The sequence below is a fragment of the Alcaligenes sp. Marseille-Q7550 genome (assembly GCF_965112015.1).
On sequence record NZ_CBCOPU010000001.1, the window covers coordinates 1345643 to 1361064 of the forward strand.

10 protein-coding genes, 3 tRNA genes and 1 pseudogene are annotated in these 15422 nt (G+C 61.6%); 6 read left to right on the forward strand and 8 right to left on the reverse strand.

The window, feature by feature from the left end; translation table 11 throughout:
- The first annotated feature begins 252 nt into the window (after positions 1-252).
- Positions 253-528: a hypothetical protein gene (locus ACWPWO_RS06390; protein WP_454005294.1), complete on the forward strand. Its 276-nt coding sequence runs from the start codon at positions 253-255 to the stop codon at positions 526-528.
- 393 nt (positions 529-921) lie between these two features.
- The gene (locus ACWPWO_RS06395) at positions 922-2247 is read left to right on the forward strand and encodes a hypothetical protein (protein WP_454005296.1); all 1326 of its coding nucleotides are present in this window, start codon (positions 922-924) and stop codon (positions 2245-2247) included.
- A gap of 236 nt (positions 2248-2483) precedes the next feature.
- On the opposite strand, the gene ACWPWO_RS06400 is transcribed toward ACWPWO_RS06395, so the two are convergent.
- Positions 2484-3107, reverse strand: coding sequence for a hypothetical protein (locus tag ACWPWO_RS06400; RefSeq protein ID WP_454005298.1), 624 nt, complete (start codon positions 3105-3107; stop codon positions 2484-2486).
- Between the two features lie 1003 nt (positions 3108-4110).
- Positions 4111-4186: transfer RNA gene (locus ACWPWO_RS06405), tRNA-Thr, on the reverse strand.
- Between the two features lie 112 nt (positions 4187-4298).
- Between ACWPWO_RS06405 and ACWPWO_RS06410 the strand changes: the two genes are divergently transcribed.
- Complete coding sequence (locus tag ACWPWO_RS06410) at positions 4299-4682, forward strand: MAPEG family protein (RefSeq protein WP_454005300.1); 384 nt, start codon at positions 4299-4301, stop codon at positions 4680-4682.
- A gap of 141 nt (positions 4683-4823) precedes the next feature.
- Here ACWPWO_RS06410 and ACWPWO_RS06415 read toward each other — a convergent pair whose 3' ends face one another.
- Positions 4824-5411 carry a TetR/AcrR family transcriptional regulator gene (locus ACWPWO_RS06415; protein WP_454005302.1) on the reverse strand — a complete coding sequence of 196 codons (588 nt, stop codon included), beginning with the start codon at positions 5409-5411 and terminating at the stop codon, positions 4824-4826.
- A 136-nt stretch (positions 5412-5547) separates the two neighbouring features.
- Between ACWPWO_RS06415 and ACWPWO_RS06420 the strand changes: the two are divergent.
- Positions 5548-6769, forward strand: a pseudogene (locus ACWPWO_RS06420) (MFS transporter).
- Positions 6770-6891: 122 nt separating this feature from the next.
- On the opposite strand, the gene ACWPWO_RS06425 reads toward ACWPWO_RS06420, so the two are convergent.
- A complete protein-coding gene (locus ACWPWO_RS06425; RefSeq protein WP_454005303.1) occupies positions 6892-7980 on the reverse strand; it encodes an AI-2E family transporter in 1089 nt (362 codons plus the stop codon).
- A 208-nt stretch (positions 7981-8188) separates the two neighbouring features.
- On the opposite strand from ACWPWO_RS06425, the gene ACWPWO_RS06430 reads away from it, so the two are divergent.
- Entirely contained in the window at positions 8189-10273 is a 2085-nt protein-coding gene (locus ACWPWO_RS06430) for a PhoX family protein (protein WP_454005305.1), read from the forward strand.
- Positions 10274-10467: 194 nt separating this feature from the next.
- Here the strand turns inward: ACWPWO_RS06430 and ACWPWO_RS06435 are convergent.
- A tRNA-Asn gene (locus tag ACWPWO_RS06435) sits at positions 10468-10543 on the reverse strand.
- A 587-nt stretch (positions 10544-11130) separates the two neighbouring features.
- On the opposite strand from ACWPWO_RS06435, the gene ACWPWO_RS06440 reads away from it, so the two are divergent.
- Entirely contained in the window at positions 11131-12261 is a 1131-nt protein-coding gene (locus ACWPWO_RS06440; RefSeq protein WP_454005307.1) for a porin, read from the forward strand.
- 185 nt (positions 12262-12446) lie between these two features.
- Here the strand turns inward: ACWPWO_RS06440 and ACWPWO_RS06445 are convergent.
- From ACWPWO_RS06445 to ACWPWO_RS06455, 3 genes are all read right to left on the reverse strand, one after another.
- Positions 12447-12522 (reverse strand) — tRNA-Asn (locus ACWPWO_RS06445).
- Between the two features lie 108 nt (positions 12523-12630).
- Positions 12631-14136, reverse strand: a complete 1506-nt coding sequence (locus ACWPWO_RS06450; RefSeq protein ID WP_454006289.1) for a DHA2 family efflux MFS transporter permease subunit — start codon at positions 14134-14136, stop codon at positions 12631-12633.
- Positions 14137-14225: 89 nt separating this feature from the next.
- On the reverse strand, positions 14226-15404 hold the full coding sequence (locus ACWPWO_RS06455; RefSeq protein ID WP_454005309.1) for an HlyD family efflux transporter periplasmic adaptor subunit: 1179 nt from the start codon (positions 15402-15404) through the stop codon (positions 14226-14228).
- Positions 15405-15422: the final 18 nt, after the last annotated feature.

The following is a 15422-nucleotide window of genomic DNA, read 5'->3' on the forward strand; positions in this document are numbered from 1 at the left end:
TCGCTTGGCAACCTGCAGTACTCCGTGGAGCAGGGCGGGACACCGTGCGGTTCCGTGCTCGTCAAGCTCTGGACGGACATACGCTTAATAGGGGGGTCCCTGGCAATGTGTTGCACCTGTCCGCCCGAGGAAGTGTGGACGCAGCGCGTGGCCAGGGGGCGGGCCTACGACACCAGCTGCATTCTTGGCGAGCTGTTGGGCAGTCTGACCGCTCGTCGCGACGACCGCTAGGGCCGCGCCAGGATTGTCTCATTGCTGACGCGTTTGAGCTGGTGGTCGGAGAACGATACATCAAAACTGGTGGGTTGGCGGCACAGCGTGTCTGTTTACATGAGAGAGTTGTCAGATGCGGACATCAGGGCCATGCTCAACGGGGTCCTGGGCAGTCAGAGCGCCAAACTGGTGGCGCTGAATCAGATCTCGCGTAGTGAAAATGACCCATCCCGTCAGCTGGCGTCTCAGTTGCTGGGCAAGATTGAGAAGGAGCTGTATCGGCGAGCGACCGGCGATACAGCGACGATGAGATAGCTTGCTGCCCTGTTGTCCATCCGATGGATGCAAGAGCTTGGATACAGGTTCAAGTTTTGCGGACTTGCCTGCTGATTCTCATCGGCGTTTCTCCTTCAGAAGGTGGTAATCAGGATCGGGAGCGGCGCTCGACACTGCCGGGGTGTATGCGCCTGCGCCGTAGACCTGGGCGGTGCGCTGCAGCTTGATCTGTTTCAGTAGAAACGGGCGGTGGTCGAGCCGGCAACCTGCTCGACGCGCCGGTGAAGGAGCGCCAGGTGGCCGTCGGCTACCAAACGTTGAGATGCCCGCGACTGCGCTGTGACGATCATGTGTTTTGGTCTGTGGCGCAGACCATCAGCGTTCTTGATCCTGGTTTCGGGGGCGGGGCTTGATCGCTTGCAAAGGGCCGTCATGCTTATAGCATCCCAAAATACCTTTCTTTCCCTTTACCCTTATAAGATGATTGTTCCCTTGGGTAGCCCGCAGGATCCACCGCTGAGGCGGACAGACCTGGAGCCTGGTGCCTTGGGAATCAAGGGCAACCTGCAATTCACCGAACAGGAGGGCGGCACGGTTCCCGCCCCCCGCGCCGGTGCGCCGTCGCCGGAAACGTCCCCGTCATTTACCGGGCGCCGGGCAGTTTTGGAAGCTTGCGTCACCGGCGAATCCTCGGAAGTGCGGGTGCATCGCGAGTCATTGGTCCAGGCCCGTGCTGAGGTCCGCGCCAACAGCCGTCTCATCGGCAATTTGCTGGGCAGCCTGACGGCCAGGGTGGATGGGGCAGGTCATTTCGTCAACCCCGATCACTGCTCTGCAATTGCCCAGGCGCTGAAAGAGCTGAACACGCCGTTGTCGGGGGCGGGGTTTTACTTGATAAAGGGAGCGAAGTACTGCCTGGACACTTACCTGGAGGAGCTAAAAGAATTCGATCTTGTGGCTCTGACCCGCGGGGTACTGAGCAGGCAGGAAGCGTGCAAAGCCGTTCTGGACATGATTTCGCCTCGTGAAGATGATGCGTTGCGTATACAGGCGGCCTGTGTATTGCGGGATGTTGCAAAAGCCGTGGATCAGCGGGTGGTCTGTCGTTACGTGCATGAACCTTTGTCGAAGGTCGTTGATCTGCTGGACGCCCACCCAGTGGATCCGCACAAGCTGTGTGCGCAATTGATAAAGGTTTCCGACAATGAGTACATGCTGGACCAGTATTTCAAAAAATTGTCGGCGGACGAGCTGAAAAAACTGCGGTCCGTACTGCTGCCCGAGAACTCGAGTCGCGCCCGACAGGCCCTGTTTCGAATGACCGCTCAGTCGCAGAATGAGGCCCTCGCCAAGAGGGATGCCCTGGCCGTGCTGGGACAGGTCAGTTGGTCGTTTGAATCAGCATATTCTCTTCGGGCTAACGAAATCATAGGGGAGGAGATGCTGTTTCGTCTGCGCAGAGCCGTGGATAATGAACATCGGTTCGATGTGTGCACACTCTTGCGTCAGTTGAGCGTCAGGGTGAGCAAGGTTTTAGCGATCTTCGGAGAGCTGCCTTATTACACAATCATGGATGTGCAGGACTATACCAGCCAAGCCATGGACGTACTCCGTGATCAACAGAACAATCCGTTTGGCGCGCTCAATGGGCATTCCCTGCGCAAGCTGGATGACGGCATGCGTAAAAATCTCGGCGCCGCCGCCGTGGTCTTATGCAACTTTGGGTTGGAGATGGAGCCTGAGTTGCGTGTTTGCTAGTCGGTGATTGTTTGGCCGGACCGGATGCAGAAGGGATGCCGCACCTTGTAGACAGGCTGCGGCTGCTATTGATGTGTGAGTTGCTAAAGAGCTTTGAACGGACATTGGCAACGCTTTTTTACATCGTCCTTTTAGTTTGGCGAAGAGCAGGCATTTCGCAGGCCTGTAGGGTAGGTCGAGCAAAAAAACCGCCTAGTTAGGCGGCGGCTGAGGTGTGCTTGAAGTGTGCTTTGGTTTTAAAGTACGTCGGTTCGACTTTTCTTAAGCTCTTCGGAGCATGTGGCGAAATTAGCAAACTCATAGCCGATGGTTATATCAGCAGCGCTAATCCTTTCTGCGGTGGCTTCAAGGGCTATCCCATTTAGCGTGGATGGCAAAGATGTCTTCCCGCTGGGATCTTCAGGCTTTGTCCAGAAAGAAGCCAAGATACGTTCCTTTTTTATAAGCCCTATCATCCAATCCTCGGGGTCGGTCCAAAGGCTCCCGTTTCGAAGGAAGTCAAAAGAGCGGGTTGGCGTCCCGTACTTGTCGGTTAAGGAGCTTTGTATGAAGCTGAATTTTTCTCTTACAGCATCGCCGAACACAGAACTCTTGACGGTCAAGTGGGCGGAAATGGAGCACAGTCCAGATTTTTTGCTTATTAGTGCGATATAAAAACTGGTGCCAGGAAAGTGCTTTGGAGCGGTAGTGAAGACGAAGCTGAAGTCAGTCACCTTTTTCAGCTCTGGGATTTTTTTTCTTAATTGTTCTTCTGTCAGCCCCATCTCGACCCCAAACGGGCCGTTCCATTCTTGAGCGTATGCTGTTGCTTGTATGGCAACTTGAGCGAAAAATAGCGTCTTAAGAAGAAGATTGCGCATGCGAATACTCGAGCCTCATGTTAAGCAAAAGGACGGCAGGATGCTTTGAGGTGACTCGAAGTTCATGCCTTGCCAAGCCAAAGAAAGCGTCCAAAATTCTTGGCTATGCCAAACTTTAAAAAACGCCCTAGGCTATGGAATTCCCTATTAGGCGTAAAATTGGGGGGTTATGGGCTGTTTTTTTCGGGTATTGCTCGAATTGCCAGCCTGTATTCAGTAAGCATGCGTTGCAAACGCTTTGCGTACTCGTTATTGTCAATACGTGAAAAATAAATAGAATCAAATTAAACCGTAATTACGTAGTTGCCCGCCGATAGCGAGTCATCAGGAGACTATGTTGTTTTCGATTCTCCTATTGTTCCGCCAGCCGCGTAACTGCGAATTATACAGTTGGTTTTATTGATTGGGCCTCTTTTTGGCGGACGCTGGGGGCGCCGAGGGCTGTGGACGCCTGGGACACTTTTTCGGCGATTGAAGGGCTGAAACCCGTAATTTTTATGCCTGAATTTTTCGCGAATTTTGCTGTCGCTTCGATGTTTAAAGGGCGCCACCCAAGAAGGTGCTGAGACACCATTTCTTGCGGCCTGCCGCAGACTCACCGCCAAAGGCGACCTAGCTCATGGGCTTAAGACCGTCGGCCGGTTGGCGCGCCAGTATGTGTTGCCGCTGGACGATGACCTAAGCTTGCCCTGGCTCGAGGCCGCCAAGGCGATTTCTCGCAAGCGCAAGCTTGAGGCTATGGCCTCACGTTTTGCTGGAAGCGATTCGCTTTCCCAGGCGTAGGACGCGCAAGGACGAAGAACGAGCTTGATCTGGGCGCGATAGCCCGCACGTCGTGTGATGCTTGCCATATGCCTATTTTCGTGGGGCCTGCCGTAGGGCCTGCTTGGGGCCTCAGGCGTTGAAAAGTTGAAAGCAGGCCATCAAATGCTTCCATGGCAAGGAAGCTGAACCCTTGATTTTCTTGATATTGATTGTTGGGAATCAATGGGTTCAAGTTGGTTGGTGCCGGTGAAAGGAATCGAACCCTCGACCTTCTCATTACGAATGAGCTGCTCTACCGACTGAGCTACACCGGCTAACCGAAGACATGAAGTATAGCCTGAATTTTTTGTTTTTGTAAATCCTGCTCGGCGTTTTCAAGCGGCGCGTGCTATGTTGGCGTTTTCAGGACTTGGGAAGGGGACGGCGATGCTCGGGATCAAGATCGGTTTTCTGGTGGCGGCTTTCCTGCCGTGGATGGCGGCGATCTGCGCCAAGGCAGGCGGCAAGGGTTTTGACAACAACAACCCCCGGCCCTGGCTGGCCGGCCTGACAGGCTGGCGGGCGCGCGCCAATGCGGGCCAGGCGAACGCCTTCGAGGCCTTGCCCTTTTTCTACGCCGCGGTGCTGGTCTCCCTGTGGTCGGGGGCGGACGTCCAGCGTGTGGAAAGCTTGATGATCGCCTGGCTGGTGTTGCGCGTGGTGTATCTGTTGATGTACCTGTCGGGCAAGGGGACGCTGCGTTCGCTGGTGTGGTTCCTGGCGCTGGCGGTCAACATCTGGATCTTGTTTCTGCCGGTGCTGATCACCTGACGCGACGCCTGCAGGCGATGGACAGCCGGCGTCACAGGATGTGGGCTGTGCCTTGTCGCGCCATTGAGGCAAGGCGCAACAAGGCGCGTTGATTTTCCGATTGAACGGGAGGGAAGGGTACAGCCCATTCGCCTCCCGAGTTCATGGCTTGGCCAACAAGCCCTGCAGCAGCAGTTCCAGCGCGGTGGCGCCTCGCTTCAATCGTGAATTGCCGTCTTCGCCATCGGCGATCCAGAACGCCGCCTCAGCCAGGCTGCCGTATATCAGCGATGCCAGCGCTTGGGGGTCGGCCTCGGCCATCACGCCCTGTTGAATCAGATTGTCGATCAATCGCCGCATCGACTCGACACAATGGCGCTGGGACTGCGGCGAAGCGCCGCCCAGCACCGCCCTGGCATCGCGCAGCACGATACGCTGGATTTCGGGCTCCAGCGCCATTTCAAGATAGGCGTGGCAGCGCTTGCGGAAACCTTCCCAGGCATCCTCAGCCGTGGCGGAGATCTCCTGCAGGCGCGCATCCACCTCGGCGTCGATCTGTTCCACCACCGCAGCCAGCAAACCCTTTTTGTCGCCGAAGTGATGATAGAGCGCACCGCGCGTCAAGCCCGCCTGCGCGGTGAGATCGTCCATGGAGGCGTCAGCGTAGCCGCGTTCGCAGAAAACCTTGCGGGCTGTTGCCAGCAGTGTGGCACGGGTTGCTTCCATTTCGGCGCGAGTGCGGCGGGCCATCCACTTTCCCCTTACATACGAGTTGCATGTTTATTTACATACGTTGCGTATGAATATATGATCTTATTCATACACACTGTATGTATTATCGTCGCAGCGTCATGGCATGACAAGCGGATGCACCCTGGAGAGCAAATTGTCCAATCCTTATCGAGAACTTTTCGCCGCACCCGGCGCCAAGGGCTTTGTCCTGGCGGGCCTGCTGGCGCGGATTCCCCTGCCGATGACGGGCATCGGCATCATCACCATGTTGTCGCAACTGCGCGGCAGCTATGCGCTGGCGGGAGCCGTGTCCGCCACTTTCGTGCTGACCTACGCGCTGCTGTTGCCGCAGACATCCTGCCTGGTGGATGGCCACGGGCAAGGCCGCGTGCTGCCCGCAGCCGTGGGCGTCAGCGTCCATCGGCATGCTGCTCCTGATCGCCGCCGCCGGTCTGCAAGCGCCTGACTGGACCTTGTTCCTCGGTGCGCTGCTGGCCGGTTCCATGCCCAGCATGTCGGCGATGGTGCGGGCGCGCTGGACGGCAATCTACCGAGGCCAGTCACGCCTGCAGACCGCCTATTCGCTGGAAACGGTACTCGATGAAGTCACCTTCATCGTCGGGCCGCCGCTGTCGGTGGGACTGTCCGTGGCGGCGTTTCCCCAGGCCGGCCTGCTGGCGGCGGCCTTGTTGCTGATGCTTGGCGTGGTCGCCTTGGTCGCGCAGCGCGGCACCGAGCCGCCCGTCCAGGCGCACGAGGCTGCCGCAGACCGTTCGGAGCCGGTGATCCGCGTGGCAGGCATGCGCTTGCTGACGCTGCTGATGGTGGCGATGGGCGTCATCGTCGGCACTGTGGATATCGTCAGCGTGGCCTTCGCTGAACAACTGGGCCGACCGGCAGCCGCGAGCCTGGTCTTGTCGGCTTATGCCATGGGCTCCTGTTTGAGCGGTCTGCTGTTCGGCGCGCTCAAGCTGCAGACTCCCTTGCATCGCCTGTTGTTGCTGGGCGGCGTGGCAACGGCCGCGGCCGCGCTGCCCCTGCTGCTGGTCGGCAACATCGCTGCACTGGCCGCCTCTGTGCTGCTGGCAGGCTTGTCCTTCGCGCCCACCATGATCGTGGCCATGTCGCTGGCTGAGCGCCTGGTGCCCGAGCGCCGCCTGACCGAAGGCATGACCTGGCTGCTGGCCGGGCTGAACATTGGCGTGGCCTTGGGCGCGGCGGCGTCGGGCCATGTCGTGGATGAAGAGGGCGCGCGGGCCGGGTTCATTGTCGCAGTGTGCGCCGGCGCCCTGGTTCTGCTGGCGGCGCTCCGGGCGCATCAGCGCCTGCGCGCGCTCGGCCCATCCGGACTTGCTGCCGCCTTGGATTCGGCCTGACGACGAATCTGTGGCTGGCGGGCGGTTTTGCTGCGCTCGCCTTGCTGGTGTCCATAGGGATTCACCAAGCCCGAGAGTGCAGGGCTTGGTGAATATCCATCATTCCAGCCATCAACCGGCGCTCATGGCTGGTTCGCCGGCGGTTCGTCCGCCTCCTCGCGAGCGCGGATGGCGGAGGGGAACAGGTCCCAGCAGGCGATGAACATGGCGGCGATCAGCGGGCCGATCACAAAGCCGTTCAGGCCGAAGATGGACAGGCCGCCCAGGGTGGAGATCAGGATGATGTAGTCCGGGATCTTGGTGTCCTTGCCCACCAGCAGGGGGCGCAGCAGATTGTCCACCAGGCCGATGACGAAGATGCCGAAGGCGGTCAGCACGATGCCTTCGAAGTAATTGCCGGAAACGAAGAAGTAGACGGCGACCGGAGCCCAGATCAGCGAGGCGCCCACGGCGGGCAGCAGCGACAGCAGCGCCATGAGCACGCCCCAGAACAGGGCGCCCTGGATGTCCAGGAACCAGAATATGACTCCGCCCAGCGCGCCCTGGGTGGCGGCCACGGCGATATTGCCCTTGACGGTGGCGCGCACCACGGTGGTGAACTTGCGGAACAGGTGGGTCTTCTGGTCTTCGCTGAGCGGGATCAGCTGGCGGCAGTGCCGGCCCAGCTCCACGCCGTCGCGCAGCAGGAAGAACAGCATGTACAGCATGATGCCCATGCTGACCAGGAACTGGAAGGTGTTCTGGCCGACGTTGACCGCCTGCTTGGTCAGGAATTGTCCGCCCTGGACGGCGAACTGGGAGAATCTTTCCTGCAGGGAGGCGAAGTTGTCCAGGCCGAAGCGGGCCGCCAGTTCGTGCGCGCTGGGGGGCAGGGCGTTCAGGATCTTCTGCAGGTAGGCGCCGGGGTTGAGCTGGCCGCTGTTCATCAGGTCGTACAGGGTGGCGATCTGCTGCACCAGGGAAATGGAGATCAGGGTGACGGGGATGATGACGATCAGCACGATGATGAGCAGGCTGATCAGCGCGGACAGGGAGCGCCGGCCCCGGGTCCTGGCCAGCAGCTTGCGCTGCACGGGCGCGAACAGGATGGCCAGGACGGCGCTCCAGAAGACGGCGCCGTAGAAAGGCAGCAGGATCCAGAGGAAGGCGGCGGACACTGCGGTCAGAAGAAGCAGGAACGTGCGGAACTGCAGAATGGGCCGTATGGACATAGGACGTTTTCCAGAAGCTTGGACTGTGCCGATTGTACGGGGGAATCGGGCCTGCGGGCGTGATTGTCGGTATCGGGCGCGACGGTCCGCAGGGCCCGGGCGGCCGGAGGGCTTTCACATGCATGTCATATAGGTTTCGCATCCTTGAGCGTGGCGGGCAAGCCTGGGACAAGGCAACCCCGATAAACCCACTGCAAAGGACTGCATCATGAAAGAACTGGACCTGGACGATATCGCCGCCAACCCGGGCGCGGCGGAAACATTCGAAGACGTGGTGGCGCGCGTGGCCTCGCGCCGCCGTTTCCTCAAAAGCGGCCTGGGCGCGGGCGCGCTGGGCTTCCTGGGGCTGGGCGCCGGGCTGTCCCGGTCCGCGCAGGCCGCCACGCCTGCCGCGTCGCCGGCCGGCGCCCCGCAGGGCGCGCCTTCCATCGGTTTTGCGGCGGTGCCGGCGGGCACGGATGACGCGGTGGTCCTGCCGCCAGGCTATGCGCACCAGGTGATCAATCGCTGGGGCGATCCCCTGTTCACGCATTCCGCTCCTTTCAAGGGCGACGCGTCGGATGGCGGCGAGGTCCAGGCTCAGCAAGTGGGCTACAACCACGACGGCATGCATTTCTTTCCCATCGACGCCAGCGGCAGCCAGCCGGGCAGCAACAGCCGCGAAGGCCTGCTGGTGACCAACCATGAATACATCACCCCGCATTTCTTTTTCCCGGAAGGCGTGGTGCCGGCCAACGAGAAGTGGAACGCCGACTGGGTGCGCAAGTCCCAGCATGCGCAGGGCGCCTCGGTCGTGCACATCCGCCTCAATGGCGACAAGGGTTGGGAGCCGGTGCTGGATTCGCCCTTCAATCGCAGCATCAACGGCAATACGCCCATGGTCATGGTCGGGCCGGCGGCCGGCCATGCCTTGCTCAAGACCGGCGCGGACGCCTCGGGCCGTCAGGTGCTGGGAACCTTCGGCAACTGCGGCAATGGCTACACCCTCTGGAACACGTATCTGACCTGTGAAGAGAATTTCACGGACTACTTCGGGATCGGCGAGCAGGACGAGAAGGCGGTGAACTACCATGATGCGGCCCAGCAGGCGCACCTGCAACGCTACAAGGGCGGCAGCAAGGCAGCGGATGCCGACTATCGCTGGGATACGCACGACGCCCGTTTTGACTGGACTCGCGAGCCCAATGAAAGCAACCGTTTCGGCTGGATCGTGGAGATCGATCCCTTCGATCCGCATTCCACGCCCAAGAAGCTGACCGCGCTGGGCCGCTTCAAGCATGAAAACGCCGCCATGACGCTAGCCGACGACAAACGCGTCGTGGTCTACATGGGTGACGATCAACGCAGTGAATACATCTACAAGTTCGTGTCCGAGGGCCGTTTCGATCCTGCCCAGCCGGCCCGCAACCGCCTGTTGCTGGACAGCGGCGTGCTATATGTGGCGCAGTTCAGTTCCGAAGGCGGCGCAAAGGACGGCGCCGGGTCGGGGCGCTGGATTCCGCTGGTGCTGGATACGCCCACCACGGACGGACGCACGCTGGGCGACCTGTTCGCCGACATGGGCGAGCTGCTGATCAAGACCCGCCAGGCCGCCGATGCGGTGGGCGCCACGTCCATGGACCGCCCGGAGTGGGTGGCCGTGCATCCGGTGACGCGCGAGGCCTACGTCACCCTGACCAACAACAGCGACCGCGGCAAGGACAAGGCGCGCTGGCCGGGCGGCCCCAAGCACCCCGGGGTGGATGCCGCCAATCCGCGCGTGGAAAACCCCTACGGGCAGATCGTGCGCTGGCGGGACAAGAACGGCGACCCTGGCCAGGACACCTTCGAGTGGGACATTTTTCTGCTGGCAGGCAATCCGCATATCCACGCCGAAGGCGACCCCTTGCGCGGCTCGGCCAACGTCACCAAGGACAATGCCTTCAACAGCCCGGATGGCCTGGCCTTTGATGCGCAGGGGCGCCTGTGGATCCAGACCGATGGCAACTATTCCAACAAGGGCAAGTACGAGGGGCATGGCAACAACCAGATGCTGATCGCCGATCCGGCCAGCAAGCAGGTGCGCCGATTCCTGGTCGGGCCCAAGGGCTGCGAGGTGCCCGGCATTACCTGGACGCCGGATCAGCGCTATGTGTTCACCAATATCCAGCATCCCGGCGAGGGCATGGATGTGGAAGCTTCCCAGAAGACGCCCACCGCCGTGTCCACCTGGCCGGACGGCGGGAAGGCCAGCCGGCCGCGCCCGGCCGCCGTGGTGATCTGGCGCACGGACGGAGGCGTCGTGGGCGCCTGATCACGCTGGCGCAAGGGGGAGCGGATCAGCTCCCCGAGGGCCGGCGCCGATAGCCGGCTGGCCCGCCAGCGCCGTCGAAATCCTTCAACCCCGCGGGAGAGCGGAACTGCATCGCTCTGGGCGTAGCTGTGCTGCCGCGACACAATGAAAAACGCCCGCTTGGCGTGTATGCCAAACGGGCGTTTCGGTATAAGTGGCTCCCCGAACAGGGCTCGAACCTGTGACCTGCGGATTAACAGTCCGTCGCTCTACCGACTGAGCTATCGGGGACCAGCAAAGAAAATGATTATATAGGCAGTGTTCGAGCTTTGTAAAGAAAAATTTTAAAAAGCAGGTTTTCGTGCACTTGCATATGAAGGGCCTGCTTGGCAATAGGAAAAAATCCTGATCGGCTCATCCAGAGAATACCAGCCGGTCAGTTATGGTGGATCGCTGCCTGGGCAACAAACGGTTACAAAGGCGGTGGCCGTTGAGCTGGCACCCAAAAAAGGGCGACCAGCCTGATGTACGGCTGTTCTCGCAGACTAGGGAAAATGCTGAGAACCGCGCAGCGACACGTCTCTCCAGGTTCATTGACATGAATATAATTTAAACCTCAAATATAAAAACTTGAATTTTCTTGTGGAAGTGCGCTGAGCGGGCCGATTTTTTCGGCCAAAAGGCTTAAAGACCTGTTGTTGGGTTTTTTGGGGTCGGCGCTTCCCGGAAAGACAAGTTGCGACCGCGCGCGTGCATTTGGGGAGGTGTCCAGGGAGGCGCCGCGGCGATAGGGGACTGGCCCGACGATGGTGCAAGCCGCGGCGGGATATGCCAGGCCGACATTATTTCAACAAGAGAACAGAGATGTGAAAAAAATCATGTTGGCCGCTCTGGCCATGCCGATGCTGGCCGTTTCGGCCCATGCGCAATCCACCGTCACCTTGTACGGCGTCGTGGATACAGGCCTGGGCTATGAGCAGTGGAAGGGCAGCGACCTGGCCGGAGGCGCACAGAAACAGAGCCGTTTCGGCCTGTATGACCAGGGTTGGCTGGGCAACCGCTGGGGCCTGATGGGCAGCGAAGATCTGGGCAACGGCCTGAAAGCCAACTTCCTGCTGGAAAGCGGCTTTGACCTGGGCCAGGGCACGCAGCGCCAGGGCCGCCTGTTCGGCCGCCAGGCCACGCTGGGCCTGCAGGGCGAGAGCTGGGGACGAGTGGACATTGGCCGCCAGGTGACGGTGACTTCCCAGTACTTTGCGCCGGTGGCCAGCCCCTTTGGCGGCAATGGCTACCAGTACGGCGTGGGTGCGGCCTTCGCCGCGGCCAATACGGTTCGCTATGACAATATGGTGGCTTATCAGTCGCCTGAAGTCTCCGGCTTCCAGTTGGGCGTGGGTTACTCTTTCAACACCAACGGCGCCCAGAAATGGAGCCGCAGCGATCTGTCCGCCGGTGTCATCAATAGCGATGAAGCCAATGTGAAGGCCTACAGCGTGGCGCTGCGCTACGGTCAGGGCCCGCTCAAGGCAGTGGCCACCTTCGACCAGGCCCGCTACGGCGATGCGCGTGAGCGCAACGGCGTGCTGGTGGCGGGCGAGAGCGGCAATGTCAGCGCCTGGAACATCGCGGCCAGCTACGACTTCGGCCTTGCCACGGTGCATGCCGGCTTCGGCCAGAGCCGCGACGGCTTCATCGGTGATTCCCTGCAGATCGAGCAGTTCGGCTCGGGCCTGCGCAAGGGGCTGAAGATCAATGCCTACACCTTGGGTGCGACTGTGCCGGCCGGCAAGGCGGGTTCGGTGCTGGCTTCCTGGACCATGGCTGATGCCACCTCGGTTCCGCGCGCCACGGACGATGACAAGAGCCAGCACGTGTTCAGCCTGGGCTACCTGCACAAGCTGTCCAAGCGCACCAATCTGTACGCCATCGGCTCCCATGCACGCAATGTGGGCTTCTACAACGATTTGAAGACGTCGGTCGTGACGGTTGGCGTGACGCATCGCTTCTGATGCGTCTGCCGCGTCGGCTCCGCATGGGGAGCCGGTCGTGTCGTGCAAAGGGCGGGGGCGAACCGTAGCGTTGCCCGCCCCCTTGGGCCACCTGAGCGGTGGCCCAAGGTTTTTTAAGGCTCGGGGTCGGCCCGGCAAAAAAAAAAACAGCCCATTGGATAATGGGCTGTTTTCGGTGTTTTTCTTGGCTCCCCGAACAGGGCTCGAACCTGTGACCTGCGGATTAACAGTCCGTCGCTCTACCGACTGAGCTATCGGGGACCAGAGAAGATAAATATAGCATGCTTTTTGAATGATGCGCAAGCTAAAAGGCAGGGCATGAACACCGCGTTCCTGTCTTGAACGGCCGGACCGGGGCCCGGCCGTTCCTCAGTGCGCGCCTGCCGCGGCGTCCGCGCTGCCCGCCGAGGCCTTGCGGGGCCGGGCGATCCAGACCAGGCTCAGCAGCAAGAGGAAGATGATGGCGGAAGCCAGGAAGATGTCAGTCACGGACAGCGTGCGGGCCTGCTGCTCGATGATCTGGTTCAGTACCGCCGCCGACTGCTGCGGATCCAGCCCGGCCTGGCGCAGGCCGTGCATCATGGCGTCGAAGGCCGGTTCGCCGGGGCGGGCGAGTTCGGTCAGGTGCGCGTGGTGCATGCTGGCGCGATTGTCCCAGAGCGTGGTGGTGATGGAGGTGCCGAAGGCGCCGGCCAGCAGGCGCGCGAAGTTGGACAGGCCCGCGCCCGCGGGCACGCGCTCGGGCGCCAGCCCTGACAGCGTGATGGTGGTCAGCGGAATGAAGAACGTGGCCATGGCCGCGCCTTGCAGAAAGGTTGGCAGCATCACCGACAGGATGTCCACATCCGTATTGAAGCGCGAACGCATGTAGCTGGTCAGGGCGAATACCAGAAAGGCGAAAGTCGCCAGCAGGCGCGGGTCATAGCGGCCCAGCAACTTGCCCACCACGGGAGACAGCACGATGGCCAGGATGCCCACCGGCGCCAGGGCGATGCCGGCCGAGGTCGCCGTGTAGCCCATGGTGCTTTGCAGCCACAAGGGCATCAGCACCACCGCGCCGAAGAACACGCCGTAGGCCACGGACACGGACACCACGCCGGCGCTGAAATTGCGCTGCTTGAAAAGCGTCAGGTCGACGATGGGGTGGCGTGCCGTCAGCTCCCAGATCAGGAAGTAGACGAAGGCGATCACGCTGACGATGGCCAGCACCACGATGGTCGGGCTGGCGAACCAGTCCAGTTCCTTGCCCTTGTCCAGCAGGATCTGCAGCGCGCCGACCCAGATCACCAGCAGGACCAGGCCCATGGTATCGATGGGCAGGCGCATGCGGCGCGATTCGCGTTCCCGGTAGATCTGCCAGGACGCCCAGCCGGCCAGCAGGCCGATGGGCACGTTGATGTAGAAGATCCACGGCCAACTGTAGTTGTCGGAGATCCAGCCGCCCAGCAGCGGGCCGGCGATGGGGCCGACCAGAATGGTCATGGACCACATGGCCAGTGCGAAGCCGGTCTTGTTGCGCGGATAGCTGCCCAGCATCAGCGCCTGGGACAAGGGGATCATGGGACCGGCCACGGCGCCCTGCAGGACCCGGAACAGCACCAGCGATTCCAACGACCACGAAAAGCCGCACAGCCAGGAGGTCAGCACGAAGAGCATGACCGAGATGACGAACAGCCGGACCTGTCCGAAGCGCTGCGTCAGCCAGCCGGTGAGCGGCACGGTGATGGCGTTGGCCACCGCGAAGGAAGTGATCACCCAGGTGCCCTGGGTGCTGCTCACGCCCAGGTTGCCCGCGATGGTGGGAATGGATACGTTGGCGATGGACGAGTCCAGCACGTTCATGAAGACCGTCGCGGACAGGGCGATGGTGCCCATCACCCGCGCGCGGCCTTCCAGCGGCGGATAGACGAGCGGGCCCTGGGGCTTGTCCGCCGCGGCCTGTTCGGTTCGGGCTTGCTGTTCGCTCATGATGCGAGGTTGGCCTGGATGATGCGTTCCACCTGCGCCTGGGCGCCCTGGACGCTGTTTTCATAGATGCCGGTCTTCAGGCCGTGCCCGGGTTCGGCAGGCGCCTGTTCAGGCGTGCTGTCCAGGTCCACGGTCACATGCATGGACAGGCCGATGCGCAAGGGGTGGGCGCGCAGGTCCTCGGGGTTCAGGCGGATGCGCACAGGCAGGCGCTGCACCACCTTGATCCAGTTGCCGCTGGCGTTCTGCGCGGGCAGCAGCGCGAAGGCGCCGCCCGTGCCGGCCGACAGGCCCACGATCTCGCCGCGGTATTGTGCGGACTTGCCGTAGAAATCGGCCATCAGCGTGACTTTCTGGCCGGGCTGCATGTCCTGCAACTGGTTTTCCTTGAAGTTGGCCTCCACCCAAAGCTGGTCCAAAGGCACGATGCTCATCAGCGGCGCGCCGGCGGCGATGTGCTGGCCGACCTGCACGGAGCGCTGGGCCACCATGCCGTCCACCGGCGAGACCAGTGCGGCGCGCTGCCGGGCCAGCCAGGCCTGGCGATAATGCTCGGCGGCCTGCTGCACGTCCGGGTGATGGGCGACGTCGGTGCCCTCTGTCAAGGCCTTGTTGGTCTCCAGGCGCGCGCGGGCCGATTCCACGCCGGCCTGGGCCTGCGCCAGGGCGCTTTGCGCGGCCTGCACGGCGGTCTGGGCGTGACGCAGCTCTTCGCCGCTGACCCCGCCTATCCGGCCCAGCGCCTGGCGGCGCTGCAGGTCGGTGCGGGCCTTGTCCAGGTTCACCTTGGCCTGCTGCACGTCGGCCTGGCGCGCGGCGATGTCGGCCTTCAACGCATCGTTCTGGGCGAACAGGCTGCGCGTCTTGCGCACGCTCTGCGCCAGGGACGCCTCGGCCTGGGCCAGGGCGATGTCCACATCGGCGCGGTCCAGGCTCAGCAGGGGCTGGCCGGTGCGGACCATCTGGGTGTCGTCGACGGCGATGTCCACGACCGTACCGGGAATCTGGGCGGACACCTGGACCATGTTGCCGTGGACGTAGGCGTCATCGGTGGTTTCGGTCCTGCCCGAGAGCATCACCCAGACGCCGTACAGCACGGCGATCAGGATGATCAGCACGGTGAAGCCGACCAGCAGGCGTTTGCGGGATGAGGAAGCGGGAGTTTGTGCAGACATGATGATTAAGGCTGGTTG

Coding starts and splice junctions, on each gene's coding strand:
- ACWPWO_RS06395 (WP_454005296.1), top strand. CDS start 922: ATGCTTATAGCATCCCAAAATACCTTTCTTTCCCTTTACCCTTATAAG.
- ACWPWO_RS06400 (WP_454005298.1), bottom strand. CDS start 3,107: ATGCGCAATCTTCTTCTTAAGACGCTATTTTTCGCTCAAGTTGCCATA.
- ACWPWO_RS06410 (WP_454005300.1), top strand. CDS start 4,299: ATGCTCGGGATCAAGATCGGTTTTCTGGTGGCGGCTTTCCTGCCGTGG.
- ACWPWO_RS06415 (WP_454005302.1), bottom strand. CDS start 5,411: ATGGCCCGCCGCACTCGCGCCGAAATGGAAGCAACCCGTGCCACACTG.
- ACWPWO_RS06425 (WP_454005303.1), bottom strand. CDS start 7,980: ATGTCCATACGGCCCATTCTGCAGTTCCGCACGTTCCTGCTTCTTCTG.
- ACWPWO_RS06430 (WP_454005305.1), top strand. CDS start 8,189: ATGAAAGAACTGGACCTGGACGATATCGCCGCCAACCCGGGCGCGGCG.
- ACWPWO_RS06440 (WP_454005307.1), top strand. CDS start 11,131: ATGTTGGCCGCTCTGGCCATGCCGATGCTGGCCGTTTCGGCCCATGCG.
- ACWPWO_RS06450 (WP_454006289.1), bottom strand. CDS start 14,136: ATGGGCACCATCGCCCTGTCCGCGACGGTCTTCATGAACGTGCTGGAC.
- ACWPWO_RS06455 (WP_454005309.1), bottom strand. CDS start 15,404: ATGTCTGCACAAACTCCCGCTTCCTCATCCCGCAAACGCCTGCTGGTC.